This window comes from Agromyces aurantiacus, from assembly GCF_016907355.1.
Lineage (GTDB): Bacteria > Actinomycetota > Actinomycetes > Actinomycetales > Microbacteriaceae > Agromyces > Agromyces aurantiacus.
In genome coordinates this window covers 787,505-805,677 of sequence record NZ_JAFBBW010000001.1, presented here as the reverse complement: position 1 = coordinate 805,677, position 18,173 = coordinate 787,505, and the positions used below count along the sequence as shown (strand labels likewise).

Sequence of the window (18,173 nt, the reverse complement as noted above, 5' to 3'; positions counted from 1 at the left end):
GGGGTTGCTCGGATCTGCAAACGCTTCCAGATTGGCCTAGGGTTTCCGCATGACTACCGAATGGTGGCGCACCGCCGCGATCTACCAGATCTACCCCCGCTCCTTCGCCGATGCGAACGGCGACGGCATGGGCGATCTCGCCGGCATCCGGTCGCGCCTGACCGACCTCGCCGACCTCGGAGTCGACGCGATCTGGCTCTCGCCGTTCTACACGTCGCCCCAGAAGGACGCCGGCTACGACGTCGCCGACTACTGCGACGTCGACCCCCGGTTCGGCACGCTCGCCGACTTCGACGACATGCTCGCCGAAGCCCACCGGCTCGGACTCAAGGTCATCGTCGACCTCGTGCCGAACCACTCGAGCGACCAGCACGCCTGGTTCCAGCAGGCGCTCGCGGCCGCGCCCGGCAGCGCCGAGCGCGCGCGGTACATCTTCCGCGAGGGCCGCGGCCCCGGCGGCGACGAGCCGCCCAACAACTGGGAGTCCGTGTTCGGCGGGTCGATGTGGACCCGCACCACCGACCCCGACGGCACCCCCGGGCAGTGGTACCTGCATATCTTCGACAGCTCGCAGCCCGACTTCGACTGGACCAACGAGGAGGTCCGCGAGGAGTTTCGCCGCGTCCTGCGCTTCTGGCTCGACCGCGGCGTCGACGGCTTCCGCGTCGACGTGGCCCACGGCATGATCAAGGCCGACGGCCTGCCCGACTGGACCCCGCCCGCCGAGGGCGGCAGCATGGGCGGTGCGAGCCACGCGCTCATCGAGGAGGGCGTGCCGCTCGAGCCCGAGATCCACGACCAGGGCGACGGCGCCCCCTTCTGGGGCCAGGACGGCGTGCACGAGATCTACCGCGACTGGCGCGCGCTGCTCGACGAGTACCCCGGCGAGCGCATCCTCGCCGCCGAGGCCTGGGTCGACCCGCTCCCCCGCGTCGCCAAGTGGGTGCGCCCCGACGAGATGCACCAGGCGTTCAACTTCGCCTACCTCGAGACGCCGTGGGATGCCGCGGCCCTCCGCCGCGTCATCGACGCGTCGATCGAGGCGTTCGGCGCCGTCGGCGCCCCCTCGACCTGGGTGCTCTCCAACCACGACGTGGTGCGGCACGCCTCGCGCCTCGCGCTGACCACCGAGAACCTGCAGGGCCACGGCATCGGCCCGAAGACGCCCGGCCTGCCCGACCCCGTGGTCGGCCTGCGTCGCGCGCGCGCCGCGACCGCGCTCATGCTCGCGCTGCCCGGTTCGGCCTACGTCTACCAGGGCGAGGAGCTCGGCCTGCCCGAGGCGATCGACCTGCCCGACGACGCCCGCCAGGACCCGACCTGGTTCCGCACCAACGGCGAGCGGTACGGGCGCGACGGATGCCGCGTGCCCCTCCCGTGGGAGGCCGACTGCCCCTCGTACGGCTTCGGGCCGACGGATGCCGCATGGCTGCCGCAGCCCGCGTCGTGGGCGGAGTTCGCGCGCGACCGCCAGCGCGGGGTCGCGGGCTCCACGCTCGAGCTGTACCGCGCCGCGCTGCGCGGCCGTCGTTCGCACGCACTCGCCACCGGCGCGGTCGAGTGGGTCGAGCCCTCGGGCGCCGACGGCGTGCTCGCGTTCCGCAACGGCGACGTGCTCGTCGTCGCGAACACGGGCTCCTCCGACGTGCCGCTCCCCGAGGGCGAGGTGCTGCTCGCGAGCGCCGAGCTCGCCGACGGCGTGCTGCCCGCCGACACGACGGCCTGGCTGCGCGCGTAGCGCGCGGCGGGGCGCCGAGCCTCCTCCCTCACCCCGACGCGCGCGAGTTCGCAGGATGACGCGAGCCAGACGCACTCCACGGGACCCTGACGCGTGTCATCCTGCGAACCCACCCACCGGATGCCGCCACCCACCCGCCGAACGCAGGATGACGCTCGCCACACCCGCTCCACGGGACCCCTGACGCGTGTCATCCTGCGTTCGCGTCCGACGGGCATCGCTCACTCCGTGAGATGGTGCCGGGCGATCGAGCGACCGTCGAGCGGCTCGTGGCGCGCGGACCGCCCGCCCCAGCGATGCTCGCGGCGCGCGATGAGCGCGAGGACGCCCTCGCGAACCGTCTCCCACTCGCGCATCACCATGTCGTAGCTCAGGCGCAGCACCAGGTACCCGCGCATGACGAGCTCGAAGTCGCGACGGCGGTCGCGCTCGAACTCGACGCCGGTGTGGAACCCCTTGCCGTCGATCTCGATCACCAGCCGGTCGCCGACCACGACGTCGACCCGTCCGACGCCCGCGATCCAGACCTGCGTGCGATGAGCGACCCGGCGCCCGCGCAGGAGCAGCCGAACGATCGTCTCGGTCCCCGATTGGCAGCCGGAATCCGCGTCGTCGACGAGCGAGCGCCGCGTCGGCCCGAGGAGCGATCGCAGCTCGGCCAGGCCCGCCGGCTCGAGCACGCGAAGCGAGAGCGCCGAGTCGATGGCGATCTGCGCGTCGAGCCGCGGTGCGCACATCGCGAGCTCGGCGAGGGCGATCGGCAGCGGGTCTCGAGCGCCGACGATCCCGCTCACGGTCCGGTAGTGCACGCACACGTCGTGGCTGCGGCGGTCGAGCGCGACCCGACCGCCGCCTGCCGCGGGCGCGTCGGGCGCCCACAGCCGTCCAGCGGTTCGCGGAACCCGAACATGCAGGGCCGTGTCGGGCCGGAGCCAGAGCCCTTCGAGTCGTGCGACCGACGTCGCCGTGAGGCTGCCACCCACCCGGACGGCCCGGACCACTTCGGCCGGCGCATCCGGCACCGCGAACCATCGTTGGCGCACCCGCACGATGGCTCCCGCGTCGATCGCGGCGCCGACGTCGCCACGCGCGACGCCCAGTGCGTCGAGGTGCGGATACGACAGCGCGCCGCCGTGCGTGCGCACGTGCGTCGCCACCTCTGCCGGTCGGACTCCCATGCGAGCAGTGTGCCGCGCCCGGTGATCGTGCTCCGGCGCCTGTGGAGAACGAGGTCGCGCGGCGCCATCCGGGTGCGGCCGTATCGAGGGCCGAATGAAGGATGAGACGCCTCAGCACCCCGAAAGGAGCGTCGTCGCCCGTCTCATCCTGCGAACGCTGCCCAGCGGCCCGCGGTGGCGGGGGTCAGTTGGTGTTGGCGTAGAGCCACTCGAGCGGATCGACCCAGTACCCGTCGACACCGCCGATGCGGATCTCGAAGTGCAGGTGCGGGCCGGTCGACATACCCGTGTTGCCCGTGGTGCCGACCACGTCGGCCACCTTGACCGTGTCGCCCACCTCGAAGCGGCGCGAGCCGTACTCCATGTGCGCGTAGACGCTCGTGACGACCTCGCCGTCGATGACGTGGTCGATCATCATGACGACACCGAGCGATCCTCCGTCGTCGGTCGAAACCGAGACGGTGCCGTCGGCGATCGCCTGGATCTCGGCGCCGAGGCCGGGATTGAAGTCCTGACCGTGGTGGTCCATCGAGCAGCCGGCGCAGTTGCGGTACCCGAAGTGGTCGCCGATGTGCACGCCGACCGCGAACGGCCACTGGATGGTGCCGAGCGGGTTGTTCGTGAAGGTCGCCTCGGGGCGGATGCCGGCTGCCCGCGCGTACTCCTCGAGCGTCTGGTGCTCGTAGTCCTGCCGGTCGACCGAGGCGGCGAGCGTGCCGCCCGCGATGTCGACGCGCTGACCGTCGACGGTGGTGCCCGCGGCGTTGCTGAGGGCGAGCGCCTGGACGTCCTCGGGCGAGAGCAGCGAGAGGGAGGGAACGGAGGTCGCGATCGCAAGCATCGCGGCGAAGCCCATCGCGACCGTGCTGACGATGCGGGTCGTCACCGCGCGGCGCACCGACCGCCGCGGTGCGGGCTTCGAGACGGATGCCGCGCCGCCGGCCGGGCGCTCGACGGAGGATCGGCGCGGGCCCGACGTCGCCGCCGCGGCATCCGCTCGTCGCGCGGAGCGATCGGCGCCCGGCCCACGCCGGACGGGCGAGGTTCGCGAGGCCGCGGAGGCGTCGACGGCGACGTCGCGGAACTCCAGGCCGGCGCGAGCCGCGCCCTCGCCGCCGGTCGCAGCGGCGAACATCGCGGCGAAGTCGTCGGCCGAGTCGGCGCGGAGATCGCGCCCCATCCCGGCCGAGGGGTCGGCCTCGAGGCGCAGTCGCGCCCGGCCGTCGGAGGCGTCGTCGGAGCGGACGATCTCGGCCGCGCGACGGTCGGCGGCGGGGCCGGCCGGAGCCGGGCGCCGCTCATCGAGGCGCGGCGACGGCCCGGCGGCCGGGACGGCGCCGGGCGGGACGGCGGCGGCCGACGCCCCCGCGGCGGGTCGGAGCTGATCGCGCGTCGGGAACCGGTCGGCCTGTGGCCTCGCGGCGCCGGGAATTGGGGCTGCGGGCTGATCGGGGTGTCGGCGCTGGCCGGAGTGCGGCGACTGGTCGGCGCGGGTCCGCTGGTCGGGGTGCGGCGACTGGTCCTGGTCGGACTGCGGCGACCGGTCGGCACGTGCGCGCTGGTCGAAGTGCGGCGTCTGCTCGGCACGGGCGCGCTGGTCGGGGTGCGGCGACCAGTCGGCACGAGCACGCTGGTCGGGGTGCGCGCGCTCGTGGGGGTGCGGATACTCGCCGGGCCGCTGGGCAGCGCGCATCTGCCCCGGACCGATCCCGCCGGCGCGGTCGGGATGGGAGTCGAGGACCTGCCGACCTGAGGCGGCCGACTGGGTCGGGCGGCCGAGGTCGTCGGTGCGGGCGCGCTGGGCCGGGTGACCGTACTGCTCGGCCGGAGCTGCCGGAGCTGTTCGGCCCTGGCGACCGTGCTGCTCAGGTCGGGCCGCGGTCGCCGACTGCGACGGACGGTCGTTCGGCACGGCGCCCGGCCGGGCGGGCTGCGCGTACCGGTCGGAACCCGGCTGGCCCGGACGCTCGTACTGCTCGGGTCGGGCCGACCGACCGGGAACGCCGTAGGCCTCGGCACCGCCCGGCTGGACCGGACGACCGACCTCACCCGTACGCGTCGGCTGAGCGGGACGGCCCGGATGGACCGGACGACCGTACTCGTCGAGCCCGGGCTGCCGGCCGGGATACGCCGGGCGCTCCCCTGCAGGCGGCCGCGCCTGCGACGACGACGGCGCGGACTCGCGCGCGTCGTGGGTCGCGGGATCGGGGCGGCGCTGCGGTGTCCATTCGTGCTGGGGTGCGAATCCGGTTGCGGCGGGAGCTGCCGCAGCGGCTGCGGCCCCCGGCGACGGCGCGGGGCCGGCGGCCCGGCGGCCGGATCGCGGCGCCTCGGCGGGCGCGGGGGCACCCGCCGACCAGGCGGGCCCGGAGGCCCCTCCCGACCAGGCCGGCGCGGCCGGCGCGCCGGCGGGCGGCGCCGCAGGCGCCGGTTGCGGGTCGCGGCGGAGGCGGCGTGCGGCGGGCTGCGCCTCCGGGGCCGGTGGTGCGGCGGGCGACGGAGCCGAGGCTCGGCCCGGAGCGACGGCGGGGTGGGTCGTGTGCGTCGGCGCCGCCTCGCGGCGATCACGCGGACGCAGCGGCCCCGTGCCATCCGTTCGCCCGCCCTGCGAGGAGCCCGGTGCGGACGGGTACGAGCCGAACGGCGCTCCCCCGGAAACAGCGGCGGCCGAACCCTGGCCGACCCTGGGGTCGACCGGCTCGGCCGGTGAAGTGGCGGTGCGGTCCCGCATTTCGCGACGCGTCAACGGACGTTCCGACCGCACGCGGTCGTGAGTGCCTGGCGCTGAATGGTCGGGCACGAGGGGGGACTCGGGCACGTGGGGGACTTTCGCTCGGGTTGGGCGGGGCTCGGGTTGATCGCTCGGCTCGTGGCCGAGGTCACGGATCGATAAAGCGTAACCGGTCGATGGCGTCTTCGCCACGTCGAAACGGCGCTCCGCGACATCCGTCAGCCGGCGGCGGCCCCCGCCTCGACGACCAGTGCCAGCAGCTCGTCGTACACCGACGGCCCGCCCGCGACGAGGAGGTCGGCGCTCTCGGGCGCACCGCCCGCGCCGCCGACCCGACCGCCCGCCTCGCGCACGATGAGCGCTCCGGCGGCGTGGTCCCACGGGTTGAGCCCGCGCTCGTAGAAGCCGTCGAGCCGGCCGGCCGCGATGGCACTGAGGTCGAGTGCGGCCGAGCCGATGCGGCGGATGTCGCGCACGCGCGGCAGCACCTGGAGCAGCACCTCGGCCTGCGTCCGGCGCCGCTCGGCCGCGTACCCGAACCCGGTGCCGATCAGCGCCTTCGGCAGCTCCACGTCGTCGTTCACGCGCAGCTCGCGCGCGCCGAGCCGTGCGCCGCCGCCGCGCGCGGCCTCGAACACCTCGCCCGTCACGGGGTTCACGACGACGCCCGCGAGCGCGTGCCAGTGCAGCGGGTCGGGCGGCCCGTCGACCACCGCGATGCTCACCGCCCAGGCCGGGATGTCGTACAGCAGGTTCACCGTGCCGTCGACGGGATCGACCACCCAGTTCAGGCCGGACGTGCCGACGTGCGTCTCGTCCTCCTCGCCGAAGATGCCGTCGTCGGGGCGCGCGTCGAGGAGCATCGCGCGGATGCGCGCCTCGGTCTCGCGGTCGACGGCGGTGACCACGTCGACCGGCGACGACTTCGTCGCCTCGACGGCGATGCCCCGGCGGCGCTCCTCGAGCGCGGTCTCCCCGACCGTCGTCGCGATGCGGCGGGCGATGTCGAGCAGGGCGGATGCCGCGTGGTCGGTCATGCTCCCACGCTAGCCGCGCTGGGTGCCGCCGCGCAGTCGCATGACGGCGCCCGCGACATCCGGCTCCCGCGCCATCCGGCTCCCGGGACATCCGGCTCCCGCGACATCCGGCAAGGCGCCGCGTACCGGCCCCGGAAACGACGGAAGCCCCGGTGGGAACCGGGGCTTCGGCGCGTGGCGAGTGAGGGATTCGAACCCCCGAAGGCTATGCCAGCTGATTTACAGTCAGATCCCTTTGGCCGCTTGGGTAACTCGCCGTACACCCGACCACGTTCCTCACGCGACCGGGGGCCACACAAGGATACCCATGCGGGGGCGTCGCGAGAAATCGAGGGCCGGGCGGATGCCGCGGGGCCGGTCGGTCGCCGGTCAGAGCCGCTCGATCGGCTGCGTGTCGTTGGGTCCGAGCCGTTCCGGCACGGTCTCGCCCGTGCCGTCGTCGTCGAACGGGTCGCCGATCACGACCGCCGGGGCGGGCGCGGGCACCGGGGGCGGCGGCGGGAGGAGCGGCTGGGTGTTGTTCGGCCCGGAGTTCAGCGGACGCACCGGGCCGCGGAGGCCCGCGCGCGCGATGACACGCTGGATCGTGAGGTCGCGCTCGTTCGGGGCGCCGACGTACCGGATCTCCTTCAGGCCCTGCGTCTGCGCCGCCGACTCGAAGATGAAGTGGCCGAAGCCGAAGATGCGGCCGAGGATCGGCCGGTGCACCGAGATGTCGAGGATTCGCGCGAGGGGCATCGTCGCGATGTTCTGCGTGAGGATGCCGTGCACGCGGAACACGCGCATGTTCGTGATGACGAACCGATCCATCTGCGCCTGCAGGATGCGCCAGAGCCCGTGCCCGGCGAGGGCCGCGGCGCCGAGCGCGGGCAGCCACCACGCCTGCGGGGGCACGTAGAACGCGAGCACCAGCACGAGGATCGCCGCGATGAGCTCGAGCACCGGCTTGACGATCGCGGCCCAGTGCTTGGCCACCTCGTCGACGATCACCTCGCCCTCGTCGACGATGAGGTGCCGCTCGACGCGGGGGTCGAACATGCTGCCCCGTCGTGGGGTGAAGAGGCCCCGCCTCGGTCGCCGGGGGGTCCCGGCGTCGATCATGCGCTGGCCAGCGACGTGAAGAACCGGCCGACGGCCTCGACGCCGCCCCAGACGGCGGCGACGGCGCCCTGCACCGCGTTGGCGGCGTCCTCCGGTCGGGTGACCAGGTAGAAGAGGGCGAACAGCGCCACGAGCGCCAGGAGGATCCGCTTGACCCACTTCACGTGTTCGTTCCTCTCGTCGCTCGTTCCGCGGGCAAGCCACGCCCCCGAAGACCGGCCCTTGACTGTGCCTTTCCTACCCCAGAACGCGGGCCGCAGCAAACCGCCACTCCGTGCGGCGATAGGATCGAACGTCGCGCTGCCGCATCCCGGGCGGCCCCACGACGGGCGCGACGAGCGAGGGAACATGGTCGGCATCGAAGAGGTGGCCAAGCTCGCGGGGGTGTCCACCGCGACGGTGTCGCGCGCGCTCAGCGGCCGCGGCCACGTCTCCCCCGGCTCCAAGGCCAAGGTCGAGGAGGCCGCCGCGCACCTCGGGTACGTCGTCTCGTCGAACGCGTCGAGCCTCGCATCGGGCCGCACCCGGAACATCGGCGTGGTCATCCCGTTCCTCAACCGCTGGTTCTTCTCCTCGGTGCTCGAGGGCGCCCAGCGGGCGCTGCTGCGGCACGGGTACGACCTGACGCTCTACAACCTCTCGGGCGACGGGCGCGAGCGGGCGAGCGTGTTCGAGCACTTCCTCCTGCGCCAGCGCGTCGACGCGGTGATCGCCGTCTCCCTCGAGCTGACGCCGCACGAGGTCGAGCGGCTGCACGACCTCGGCAAGCCGCTGGTCGGCGTCGGCGGCCCGATCCCGGGCGTGCGCACGCTCACGATCGACGACGTCGCGGTCGCGCGCCTCGCGACCGAGCACCTCATCGGGCTCGGGCACCGCCGCATCGGGCACATCGGCGGCGACCTCGCGTTCGACCTCGACTTCCACCTGCCCACGAACCGCCGGCTCGGCTACGAGGCGGCGCTGCGCGATGCGGGCATCGAGCCCGACGCGCGCCTCTTCGCGCCCGCCGACTTCACCATCGCGGGCGGGTACCACGCCGCGAAGCAGCTGCTCGGCGCACCGCACGACCGGCCGACGGCGATCTTCGCGGCATCCGACGAGATGGCGATCGGATGCATCCTCGCCGCACGCGACCTCGGCATGGTCGTGCCGCGCGACGTCTCGATCATCGGCGTCGACGACTACGACCTCTCCGAGTTCTTCGGGCTCTCGACGGTGGCGCAGTTCCCGCGGGGCCAGGGCGAGAAGGCGGTCGAGATCCTCATGGAGCAGCTCGAGCCGGGCCCGGATGCCGCGCCGCCCGCGTCGACGCCGTTGCCGTTCGAGCTCCGCGTGCGTTCCAGCACGGCTCGCCCGCCCGAGTAGCGCGGCGCCGCGCCGCCCGCTCCGGCGCGCGCCGCGGCCATCCGCGCCGCCCGCGCCGGCGCGCGCCGCGCCATCCCGCCCCGGCCCGCCCCATCCAGCCCCGGCCCGCCCCATCCAGCCCCATCCGAATCCCGAGTTTGTGCGGGTGCACCCGCACAAAGGCGGGACTCGGCAACACCGGCCGCGGTGACACCTCGCCGCCCATGCCGAATCCCGGGTTGCTGCGGGTGCACCCGCACCAAGGCGGGACTCGGCAACACCGGCCCCCGCGACACGCGCCGACACCCTCCCGAGTCCCGGGTTGCTGCGGGTGCACCCGCACAAAGGCGGGACTCGGGCGGCCGTGGGCAGGTGCGAGCGCGCGGCGCTCGCGCGGGAGGTGCCCCTGGTCAGGCGGGCAGGCGCAGGCGCGCGAGCGCGCCCTGGATCGCGACCGCCGCCGCGCCGCGGGCCCACGAGTCGAAGCCGGCGTCGTCGACGTGCACGACGACGGGGGTCGCCTCTGGGTCGCGGTCCAGGGCGAGCGACGCGAGCGCGGTCTCACCGGCGACCTCCCACAGCGCCACGCCCTCGCCAGAGAGCACGATCGTGTCGACCATGGCGAGGTTGGCGATGTACGCCATCATCCGGCCGAGCGCGCGCCCCGCGGCATCCGTCACCGATCGGGCGAGCGGATGGCCCGACGCGGCCAGCTCGAGCACCTCGTCGTAGCGCACCTCGCGGCCCAGCGCGATGCCGAGCTGCGCGCAGATGCTGGGGATCGACAGCATCGCGCTCGCGCAACCGCGATGCCCGTCGGCGCAGAGCGGACCGCTGGGGTCGAGCGGCAGGTGCCCGCCGAGGCCGAGACCGGTGTCGCGCGTGGTGACCACCCGGTCGTGCATGACGAGTCCGTAGCCGACGCCGGCGCCGACGGTGACGACTGCGAAGGCGTCGGTGCCTCGTGCGGGGCCGAACCACTGCTCGGCGACGGTGAGCGCGGTCACGTCGTTCTCGAGGTCGACGGGCACGCCGAGCCGCGCCTCGAGCAGGTCGGCGAGAGCGACGTCGCGCCATCCGAGGAACGGCGCGCGCGTCACGACGCGCTGGTCGGCGACGTTGCCGCCGATGCTGACACCCACGCCGGCCAACTCGCCGTCGGCGAGGTCGGCAGCTGCGCCGAGCTCGTGCACGAGCGCCACGACCGCGTCGACGACCGAGGCGACCTCATGGTCGCGGAGCGTGCGCTCGGCGTCGGCGAGCTGGCTCGCGCGGAGGTCGGTGAGCGCGGCGTGGGCCGTGTCGCCCGTGAGCTTCACGCCGACGAACCGCCCGGCGTCGACCCGGACATCGAGGGGCTTGGCCGGCCGGCCCGCTCCCGCAGGCGCGGCCTCGGCCGTCTCGACGAACAGGCCGCGTTCGAGGAACGGCTTGCTGAGGCGGGTGAGGCTCGCGGGCGAGAGGCCGAGTCGTCGCCCGAGTTCGGCACGCGAGACCGGCCCGTGGATGAGGACGAGCCGTGCGAGGTCGCGCGCACTGTCGCTCATCTCGGCGTCGGCGGTCGTCATCGGCCCTCCCCTCGCGGCGATTCGTTTCATTGTGGCACGAATTCCGAGGCCACTTCAGTCCAGGTCGCGCGCGATCCCGTCTGATCACTGGGGTTGACACCGCAATAATTTTCATCGTAGAAAGAATGCATGCAACGCCGCACCGAGCTCGCCTACCTCCGCAACGGAGGCACCAGCGTCGTCCTCGACGCCCGCCACGCCGCCCTCCCCGTCATCGTCGCGTGGGGGCCCGACCTCGGTGATCTCGGGCCCGACGACCTCGCGGCGCTCGGCCTCGGCGCCCGGCCGCAGCGCGTCTCCGGCGGCCTCGACCAGCCGGCACGCCTCACCGTCATCCCGCAGGAGTCGGGCGGATGGCTCGGCACGCCGGGGCTCGCGGGACACCGCGCGGGCCGCGACTTCTCCACCAAGCTCGTCACCGAGTCCATCGAGGTCGACGGCCCCTCGGCCGTGATCACCGCGACGGATGCCGCGGCCCGCCTCGCGGCGACGATCGAACTGCACGTGACCGACGCGGGCCTGCTCCGCCAGCGCATCACGCTCGAGAACCGTTCCGCCGAGCCGTACGAGCTCGTCGCGCTCGCGCCCACGTTCCCGCTGCCCCGAGACGTCGACGAGTTGCTCGACACGACCGGGCGACACCTCCGCGAGCGCAGCCCGCAGCGGCACGCGTTCACCATCGGCTCGCACGTGCGCGACAGCCGACGCGGCCGGCCCGGCGCCGACGCGAGCCTGCTCCTCGCCGCCGGCCGAGCCGGCTTCGGCTTCGAACGCGGCCTCGTCTACGCCGTGCACACCGCCTGGAGCGGCAACCACCGCCTGCTCGCCGAGCGCACCCCGACCGCCGACGCCTTCCTCAGTGCGGGCGAACTGCTCGCGCCGGGCGAGATCCGGCTGGCGGAGGGCGAGTCGTACACGACGCCCTGGGCGATCGGCTCGTGGGGCGACGGACTGAACGAGCTGTCGAAGCGATTCCACGACGAGCTGCGCGCCCGGCCGCAGCATCCGCAGCGCCCCCGGCCGGTCACGCTCAACACGTGGGAGGCCGTGTACTTCGACCACGACCTCGACACGCTCACCGCCCTCGCCGAACGCGCGGCGCGGGTCGGCGTCGAGCGCTTCGTGCTCGACGACGGATGGTTCCGCGGCCGCCGCGACGACACCTCGGGCCTGGGCGACTGGTTCGTCGACGCCGACGTGTGGCCCGAGGGCCTCGGTCCGATCATCGAGCGCGTCCGCGGCCTGGGCATGGAGTTCGGCCTCTGGGTCGAGCCCGAGATGGTCAACCTCGACAGCGACCTGGCCCGCGAGCACCCCGACTGGATCCTGCGCGGCCGCGACGAACTGCCCGTCGAGGCGCGGCAGCAGCACGTGCTCGACCTCGCCCACCCCGACGCCCGGCAGTACCTGCTCGACCGGCTCGACGCGCTGCTCGCCGAGTACGACATCGCCTACCTGAAGTGGGACCACAACCGCGACCTGCTCGAGGCGGGCGCCGCCGACACCGGACGGCCGCGCGTGCACGAGAACGTCGCCGCGCTGTACCGCCTGCTCGCCGCGCTCAAGCGCCGCCACCCCGGCCTCGAGATCGAGTCGTGCGCCTCGGGCGGCGCTCGCGTCGACCTCGGGATCCTCGAGCACACCGACCGCATCTGGACCTCCGACACGCTCGACCCGATCGAGCGGCTGCAGATCCAGCGCTACACCGGCCTGCTCGTGCCCACCGAGATCATGGGCGCGCACCTGACCAGCCCCGAGGTGCACTCGACCGGCCGCTCGGTCTCGCTCGACCTCAGCGCCGGCATCGCGCTGTTCGGCCACTTCGGCATCGAGTGGAACCTCACCGACCTCGACGACGCCGGGCTCGACGCCGTCGCGAGTTGGGTCGCACGGCACAAGGCCCACCGCGCGCTCATCCACTCCGGCGCCCTCGTGCACGGCGACACACCGGATGCCACGACCGACGTCCGCGGCGTGGTCGCGCGCGACGCGGCATCCGCCCTCTTCACGTTCACGCAGGTCTCGACCAGCGTGACCTACCCGCCCGGCCGGTTCACCCTGCCGGGACTCGCCCCCGACCGCCGGTACACCGTGCGGATCGTCGCGGGCAGCGTCGCCGACGGCCCCGGCCAGTCGTCGCTGCCCTGGGTCGAGCAGCCGATCACGCTGACCGGTCGCCAGCTCGGCACGGTGGGCCTGCAGGCCCCCGTGCTCTTCCCAGCCCAGCTCGTGCTGCTCGAGCTCACCGCACCGCCGACCGAGTAACCGAGCCCCGACGGTCGAGGAGCGCGCAGCGCGTCCCGAGACCCGCACCCCCGGTGTCGAGACGCCGGATCCGCCGGGTCCGCCGGATCCTCGACGACCGGACATTCCGTCGTCCCCTCGACCGCGCAAGGAGGCGCATCATGACGTTCCATCCCACCCGCTCGCAGCCGCCCCGGAGGCGGCGCGCGCGACGACGCACGGCGCTCGCCGCGGCATCCGTCGCCGTCGCCGTCGCGGGCCTCGTCCTCTCGGGCTGCGCCGGCTCGGGCGGCGACGGCCGCGTGAAGCTCGACTTCTTCCAGTTCAAGGGCGAGGCGCTCGAGGACTTCGACCGGATCATCGCCGACTTCGAGGCCGAGAACCCCGACATCGACGTGGTGCAGAACCAGGTCGCCGACGCCGACACGCTGATCCGCACGCTGCTCGTGAAGGACCGCACGCCCGACGTCATCACCCTGAACGCGAACGGCAACTTCGGCCGGCTCGCGCAGGCGGGCGTGTTCTACGACTTCTCCGACGAGCCCGTGCTCGACACGATCAATCCCGCGGTGCAGGAGATCCTCGCCGACCTCGGCACCTACCCCGACGAGGTGAACGGGCTCGGGTACGTCAACAACGCCAACGGCATCATCTACAACGAGGACATCTTCGAGGAGCAGGGCCTCGAGGTGCCGGAGACGTGGGACGAGCTGATCGAGGTCTGCGAGAAACTCGAGGCGGCGGGCATCACGCCGTTCTACGGCACCCTCGCCGACTCGTGGACCGGCCTGCCGTCGTTCAACGCGCTCGGCGCGTACCCCGCGCAGGGCGACTTCTTCGACCGGATGCGCGAGCAGGGCGCCGACACGGGCCCCGACTCGGCGGTCTCGTTCTCGAAGGACTTCGCCGAGGCGATGGACCAGCAGTACGAACTCTTCTCGTACACGCAGGACGGCTACCGCGGCAAGACCTACGACGACGGCAACGCCGCCTTCGCGAACGGCGAGGTCGCCATGCTCATGCAGGGCATCTGGGCGGTCAGCCCGATCAAGGCGGTGAACCCCGACATCCGCGCCGGGATCTTCCCCTACCCCGCGACCGACGACCCCGACGACCGGCTGCTCGTCTCGGGCGTCGACGTCGTGGTGACCATGGGCAAGCACGGGCCGCACCAGGAGGAGGCGCTGCGCTTCATCGAGTACCTCTTCCAGAAGGACGTCATCGAGGAGTTCGCCGCGTCGCAGAACATGGTCCCCTCGGTCGAGGGCGCGGAGCTCAGCGACGACCCCGCGATCCAGTCGGTCGCGCCGTGGTTCGACGAGGGCCGGATCACCGGCTTCATCGACCACCAGATCCCGCCGAGCATCCCGCTCGCAGCGATCGACCAGGAGTTCCTGTTCACCGGCGACGCGGACGCCGCGCTCGCCACCCTCGACCGCGAGTGGAGCAAGGTCGCCGCTCGCACCATCCCAGTGACGGGAGAGTGACCATGACCACGTTGACCCAAGCGGTGCGCACGTCCTCGACGGGCGGCACCAAGCGCCGGCGCGCCGCGCGCGTGCGCGTCGAGGCCCGGCGCGCGCCATCCGCCTACTACTGGATGGTGTGGCCCGCGGTGATCGCCTTCGCGGCGTTCCACACGCTCCCGGTGCTCATCGGCGTCTTCTTCAGCTTCACCAACTACGCGGGCTACGGCGCGTGGAACTTCGTCGGTTTCGCCAACTACGTCAACCTGTTCCGCGACGACCGAGTGCTCGCCGCCTACGGCTTCTCGTTCCTGTTCGCGATCGTGGCGACGATCCTCACGAACGTGCTCTCGCTCGCGATCGCGCTCGGGCTCAACGCGAAGATCAGGGCGCGCAACTTCTGGCGCGGCGTCTACTTCGTGCCGTACGTGCTCGCGATCCTGGTGATCGGCTACGTGTTCCAGTTCTTCTTCTCGAACTCGCTGCCGAAGATCCTGTCGGGCATCCCGATCTTCCGCGACAACATCCTCACCAACCCCGATTGGGCGTGGACGGCGATCGTCGGGCTCGCGGTGTGGCAGGCCTGCGCGTTCTCGATCATCATCTACCTCTCGGGGCTGCAGACGATCCCCGCCGAGCTCTATGAGGCGGCCTCGCTCGACGGCGCCCGCGCCGGGCGGCAGTTCTGGTCGATCACGTTCCCGCTCATCAGCGCGTTCTTCACCATCAACATCGTGCTGAGCCTCAAGGGGTTCCTCCAGGTGTTCGACCCGATCGTCGCTCTCACGAACGGCGGCCCCGGCACGTCGACGGAATCGGTCACGCTGCTGATCTTCCGCGGCGGGTTCTCGGGCGGCGAGTTCGCCTACCAGACGGCCAACGCGGTGGTCTTCTTCATCGTCATCACGGTCGTCTCGCTCTTCCAGTTCCGGGTCCTTCAGCGCAGAGAGGCCGATTTCTGATGACGACCGCAACGAGCACCCCGGTGCAGGCCGAGGAGGCCCTGCCCGCCATCCCGGCTCGGAGACGCCGCACCTCGGACGACGACGACACCCGCCGCACCAACTGGTGGGCGACCGCCCTCATCGCGGTCTGCTCGCTGACGATCCTCGTCCCGCTCTACCTCGCGGTCGTGGTCGCGCTCAAGACTCCCGATCAGTTGGTGTCGGGCACGGGCTTCGAGTGGCCGAACCCGGTGAACTGGTCGAACTTCGCCGAGGCATGGCAGCGGACGAACTTCCCGCAGGCGCTCATGAACACCGCGATCATCACGGTCGGCTCGGTCGTGTTCACGCTGCTGACCAGCTCGGTCGTCGCGTACGCCTTGGCCCGCAACATCCACCGGCCGTTCTTCAAGGGCGTGTTCTTCTACCTGCTCGCGGCCCTGTTCATCCCGTTCCCGATCATCATGCTGCCGCTCGTGAAACAGACGGCGATCCTCGGGCTCGACAACCAGGCGGGCATGATCGTGCTCTACACGATCTACGGTCTGTCGCTGAACATCTTCATCTACACCGCCTACATCCGCTCGATCCCGATCGAGCTCGAGGAGGCCGCACGGGTCGACGGCGCGAGCACCTGGCGCGTGTTCTGGCAGGTGATCTTCCCGCTGCTGACCCCGATGAACGCGACCGTCGGGATCCTCACGTGCGTGTGGGCGTGGAACGACTTCATCATGCCGCTCGTCGTGCTGACCGATCCCGCCGCGCGAACGCTGCCACTCGCCCAGTACGTGTTCCAGGGACAGTTCAACACCGACTACACCGTCGCGTTCGCGTCGTACCTCATGGCGATGGCGCCGCTGCTCATCGTCTACATCTTCAGTCAGCGCTGGGTCATCTCCGGCGTGACGCGAGGCTCCATCAAGTAACCTGCACGGATGTCGCGGGGCGCTCCGGCGCCCCGCGGCATCCGCTCGACCCCACCACCCCACTCGAGAGGAACCCGATCGCATGACCGACGCCCAGCCGTCGACGCTCGACACCGGCACCGTGCTCGCCGCCGACCCCGACTGGTGGCGCCAGGCCGCCGTCTACCAGATCTATCCGCGCAGCTTCGCGGATGCGAACGGCGACGGCATCGGCGACCTCAAGGGGATCACCTCGCGCGTGCCGTACCTCGTCGAGCTCGGGGTCGACGCGGTGTGGCTCTCGCCGTTCTACCCGTCGGCGCTGGCCGACGGCGGGTACGACGTCGACGACTACCGCGACGTCGACCCGAAGCTCGGCACGCTCGCCGACTTCGACGAGATGATCGCGGCGCTGCACGCCGCCGGCATCCGGCTCATCGCCGACATCGTGCCGAACCACTCCTCCAACCGGCACGAGTGGTTCCGCGAGGCGCTGGCGTCGCCGAAGGGCTCCGCGGCCCGCGACCGCTACATCTTCCGCGACGGCGAGGGTTCGGACGGCACGCAGCCGCCGAGCGACTGGCAGTCGATCTTCGGCGGCTCGGCGTGGGAGCCCGTGGGCGAGGGGCAGTTCTACCTGCACCTCTTCGCGCCCGAGCAGCCCGACCTCAACTGGGCGAATCGCGAGGTGCGGGACGACTTCCTGCGCACGCTGCGCTTCTGGTCCGACCGCGGCGTCGACGGATTCCGCGTCGACGTGGCGCACGCGCTCGCGAAGGACCTCACCTACCCCTTGCGGTCGCACGCCGAGCTCGAGGCGACGAAGCTCGCCGAGGACGGCTCGCACCCGCTGTGGGACCGCGAGGAGCTCGACGAGATCTACGCCGAGTGGCGCGCCGTGTTCGACGAGTACGACCCGCCGCGCATCGCGGTCGCCGAGGCCTGGGTCGCCCCGACGCGCCGGCACCGGTACGCGGCGCCGACGAGCCTGGGCCAGGCGTTCAACTTCGACCTGCTGCGCGCGAACTTCGACGCGGCCGAGTTCCACGAGATCGTCGACCGCAACATGACGTTCGCCGGCGAGACGGGCTCGTCGAACACGTGGGTGTTCTCCAACCACGACGTCGTGCGGCACGCGACCCGCTACGGCCTGCCCGAGGACGACAGCAACGAGGGCGACGTGGGCAAGCAGTGGCTGCTGCGCGGCGGCTCCCCCGCCGAGGTCGACGAGGCGCTCGGCCTGCGTCGCGCGCGCGCCGCGACCCTGTTCCTGCTGGGCCTGCCCGGCAGCGCCTACCTCTACCAGGGCGAGGAGCTCGGCCTGCCCGAGGTCGGCGAGATCCCGGATGCGTCGCGCCAGGACCCCACGTTCTTCCGCAACGCGGGCGTCGAGGTCGGGCGTGACGGATGCCGCGTGCCGCTGCCGTGGGTCGCCGACGCGCCGTCGTTCGGGTTCGGGCCCACCGCGGCCTCCCACCTGCCGCAGCCGTCGTGGTTCGCGCGGTACGCGGTCGACGTCGAGGCGGCCGACCCCGACTCGACGCTCTCGATGTACCGCCGCGCGCTCGCGCTGCGGCACGAGCTGCATGGCGAGGAGAAGCTCGCGTGGGTGACGCTCGACGAGCCCACGGTGCTCGCGTTCCAGCGCCCGGGCGGATGGACCGTGGTGACGAACTTCGGCTCGTCATCCTTCGCGCTGCCCGACGGCCTCGGCGGCATGGAGGTGCTGCTCGCGAGCGCACCGCTCGATGCGGCGGCGCCCGGGATCGTGGTGCCGCCGGCCACTACGGTGTGGACGCGCTGACCCGGTGAGGTCCCGGGCGCGCCCGGGTCGCGGGTGCCCGGGTCGCGGGTGCCCGGGTCGCGGGTGCCGGGGTCGCTGGTCGCGTACCGGCCCGTCCGGCCCCGGCGGGCTGG

General features: G+C 72.6%; 13 protein-coding genes and 1 tRNA gene. 7 read left to right on the top strand and 7 right to left on the bottom strand.

All coding sequences use genetic code 11. The features are described from left to right. Nucleotides 1-49 precede the first annotated feature (49 nt). Complete coding sequence (locus JOD46_RS03795; RefSeq protein ID WP_204391782.1) at nucleotides 50-1,738, top strand: glycoside hydrolase family 13 protein; 1,689 nt, start codon at nucleotides 50-52, stop codon at nucleotides 1,736-1,738. 221 nt (nucleotides 1,739-1,959) lie between these two features. Here the strand turns inward: JOD46_RS03795 and JOD46_RS03790 are convergent, their stop codons facing one another. The 6 genes from JOD46_RS03790 to JOD46_RS03765 all read right to left on the bottom strand — a co-directional run bounded on the left by JOD46_RS03790 (nucleotide 1,960) and on the right by JOD46_RS03765 (nucleotide 7,949). Further along, the gene (locus JOD46_RS03790) at nucleotides 1,960-2,916 is read right to left on the bottom strand and encodes an endonuclease domain-containing protein (protein WP_204391781.1); all 957 of its coding nucleotides are present in this window, start codon (nucleotides 2,914-2,916) and stop codon (nucleotides 1,960-1,962) included. Between the two features lie 184 nt (nucleotides 2,917-3,100). Continuing rightward, the gene (locus JOD46_RS03785; RefSeq protein ID WP_204391780.1) at nucleotides 3,101-4,609 is read right to left on the bottom strand and encodes a peptidoglycan DD-metalloendopeptidase family protein; all 1,509 of its coding nucleotides are present in this window, start codon (nucleotides 4,607-4,609) and stop codon (nucleotides 3,101-3,103) included. 1,256 nt (nucleotides 4,610-5,865) lie between these two features. Continuing rightward, the gene (locus JOD46_RS03780) at nucleotides 5,866-6,684 is read right to left on the bottom strand and encodes an inositol monophosphatase family protein (protein ID WP_204391779.1); all 819 of its coding nucleotides are present in this window, start codon (nucleotides 6,682-6,684) and stop codon (nucleotides 5,866-5,868) included. A gap of 175 nt (nucleotides 6,685-6,859) precedes the next feature. Further along, nucleotides 6,860-6,941 (bottom strand) — tRNA-Tyr (locus JOD46_RS03775). Between the two features lie 112 nt (nucleotides 6,942-7,053). Continuing rightward, nucleotides 7,054-7,722, bottom strand: a complete 669-nt coding sequence (locus JOD46_RS03770; RefSeq protein WP_204391778.1) for a PH domain-containing protein — start codon at nucleotides 7,720-7,722, stop codon at nucleotides 7,054-7,056. Nucleotides 7,723-7,781: 59 nt separating this feature from the next. Then, nucleotides 7,782-7,949 (bottom strand): hypothetical protein, encoded by a 168-nt coding sequence (locus tag JOD46_RS03765; protein ID WP_204391777.1) that lies wholly within the window; start codon nucleotides 7,947-7,949, stop codon nucleotides 7,782-7,784. Between the two features lie 184 nt (nucleotides 7,950-8,133). Here JOD46_RS03765 and JOD46_RS03760 point away from each other — a divergent pair, with 184 nt between their 5' ends. After that, the gene (locus JOD46_RS03760) at nucleotides 8,134-9,150 is read left to right on the top strand and encodes a LacI family DNA-binding transcriptional regulator (protein WP_204391776.1); all 1,017 of its coding nucleotides are present in this window, start codon (nucleotides 8,134-8,136) and stop codon (nucleotides 9,148-9,150) included. 389 nt (nucleotides 9,151-9,539) lie between these two features. Here JOD46_RS03760 and JOD46_RS03755 read toward each other — a convergent pair whose 3' ends face one another. Further along, nucleotides 9,540-10,697, bottom strand: a complete 1,158-nt coding sequence (locus JOD46_RS03755; protein ID WP_204391774.1) for an ROK family transcriptional regulator — start codon at nucleotides 10,695-10,697, stop codon at nucleotides 9,540-9,542. Between the two features lie 129 nt (nucleotides 10,698-10,826). On the opposite strand from JOD46_RS03755, the gene JOD46_RS03750 reads away from it, so the two are divergent. The 5 genes from JOD46_RS03750 (at nucleotide 10,827) to JOD46_RS03730 (ending at nucleotide 18,060) form a co-directional block, all read left to right on the top strand. Then, nucleotides 10,827-12,962: an alpha-galactosidase gene (locus tag JOD46_RS03750; RefSeq protein WP_204391773.1), complete on the top strand. Its 2,136-nt coding sequence runs from the start codon at nucleotides 10,827-10,829 to the stop codon at nucleotides 12,960-12,962. A gap of 140 nt (nucleotides 12,963-13,102) precedes the next feature. Next, nucleotides 13,103-14,428: an ABC transporter substrate-binding protein gene (locus tag JOD46_RS03745; protein ID WP_204391771.1), complete on the top strand. Its 1,326-nt coding sequence runs from the start codon at nucleotides 13,103-13,105 to the stop codon at nucleotides 14,426-14,428. A 2-nt stretch (nucleotides 14,429-14,430) separates the two neighbouring features. After that, the gene (locus JOD46_RS03740; protein WP_204391769.1) at nucleotides 14,431-15,369 is read left to right on the top strand and encodes a carbohydrate ABC transporter permease; all 939 of its coding nucleotides are present in this window, start codon (nucleotides 14,431-14,433) and stop codon (nucleotides 15,367-15,369) included. After that, a complete protein-coding gene (locus JOD46_RS03735; protein ID WP_204391767.1) occupies nucleotides 15,369-16,277 on the top strand; it encodes a carbohydrate ABC transporter permease in 909 nt (302 codons plus the stop codon). The genes JOD46_RS03740 and JOD46_RS03735 overlap by 1 nt, the downstream gene beginning before the upstream one ends. An 82-nt stretch (nucleotides 16,278-16,359) precedes the next feature. Then, nucleotides 16,360-18,060, top strand: coding sequence for a glycoside hydrolase family 13 protein (locus JOD46_RS03730; protein WP_204391765.1), 1,701 nt, complete (start codon nucleotides 16,360-16,362; stop codon nucleotides 18,058-18,060). The last annotated feature ends 113 nt before the right edge of the window (nucleotides 18,061-18,173 follow it).

Bases quoted from the DNA above. Each gene is read 5' to 3' on its own strand.
- JOD46_RS03795 (WP_204391782.1), top strand. From the start codon at position 50: ATGACTACCGAATGGTGGCGCACCGCCGCGATCTACCAGATCTACCCC.
- JOD46_RS03790 (WP_204391781.1), bottom strand. From the start codon at position 2,916: ATGGGAGTCCGACCGGCAGAGGTGGCGACGCACGTGCGCACGCACGGC.
- JOD46_RS03785 (WP_204391780.1), bottom strand. From the start codon at position 4,609: ATGCGCGCTGCCCAGCGGCCCGGCGAGTATCCGCACCCCCACGAGCGC.
- JOD46_RS03780 (WP_204391779.1), bottom strand. From the start codon at position 6,684: ATGACCGACCACGCGGCATCCGCCCTGCTCGACATCGCCCGCCGCATC.
- JOD46_RS03770 (WP_204391778.1), bottom strand. From the start codon at position 7,722: ATGTTCGACCCCCGCGTCGAGCGGCACCTCATCGTCGACGAGGGCGAG.
- JOD46_RS03760 (WP_204391776.1), top strand. From the start codon at position 8,134: ATGGTCGGCATCGAAGAGGTGGCCAAGCTCGCGGGGGTGTCCACCGCG.
- JOD46_RS03755 (WP_204391774.1), bottom strand. From the start codon at position 10,697: ATGACGACCGCCGACGCCGAGATGAGCGACAGTGCGCGCGACCTCGCA.
- JOD46_RS03750 (WP_204391773.1), top strand. From the start codon at position 10,827: ATGCAACGCCGCACCGAGCTCGCCTACCTCCGCAACGGAGGCACCAGC.
- JOD46_RS03745 (WP_204391771.1), top strand. From the start codon at position 13,103: ATGACGTTCCATCCCACCCGCTCGCAGCCGCCCCGGAGGCGGCGCGCG.
- JOD46_RS03740 (WP_204391769.1), top strand. From the start codon at position 14,431: ATGACCACGTTGACCCAAGCGGTGCGCACGTCCTCGACGGGCGGCACC.
- JOD46_RS03735 (WP_204391767.1), top strand. From the start codon at position 15,369: ATGACGACCGCAACGAGCACCCCGGTGCAGGCCGAGGAGGCCCTGCCC.
- JOD46_RS03730 (WP_204391765.1), top strand. From the start codon at position 16,360: ATGACCGACGCCCAGCCGTCGACGCTCGACACCGGCACCGTGCTCGCC.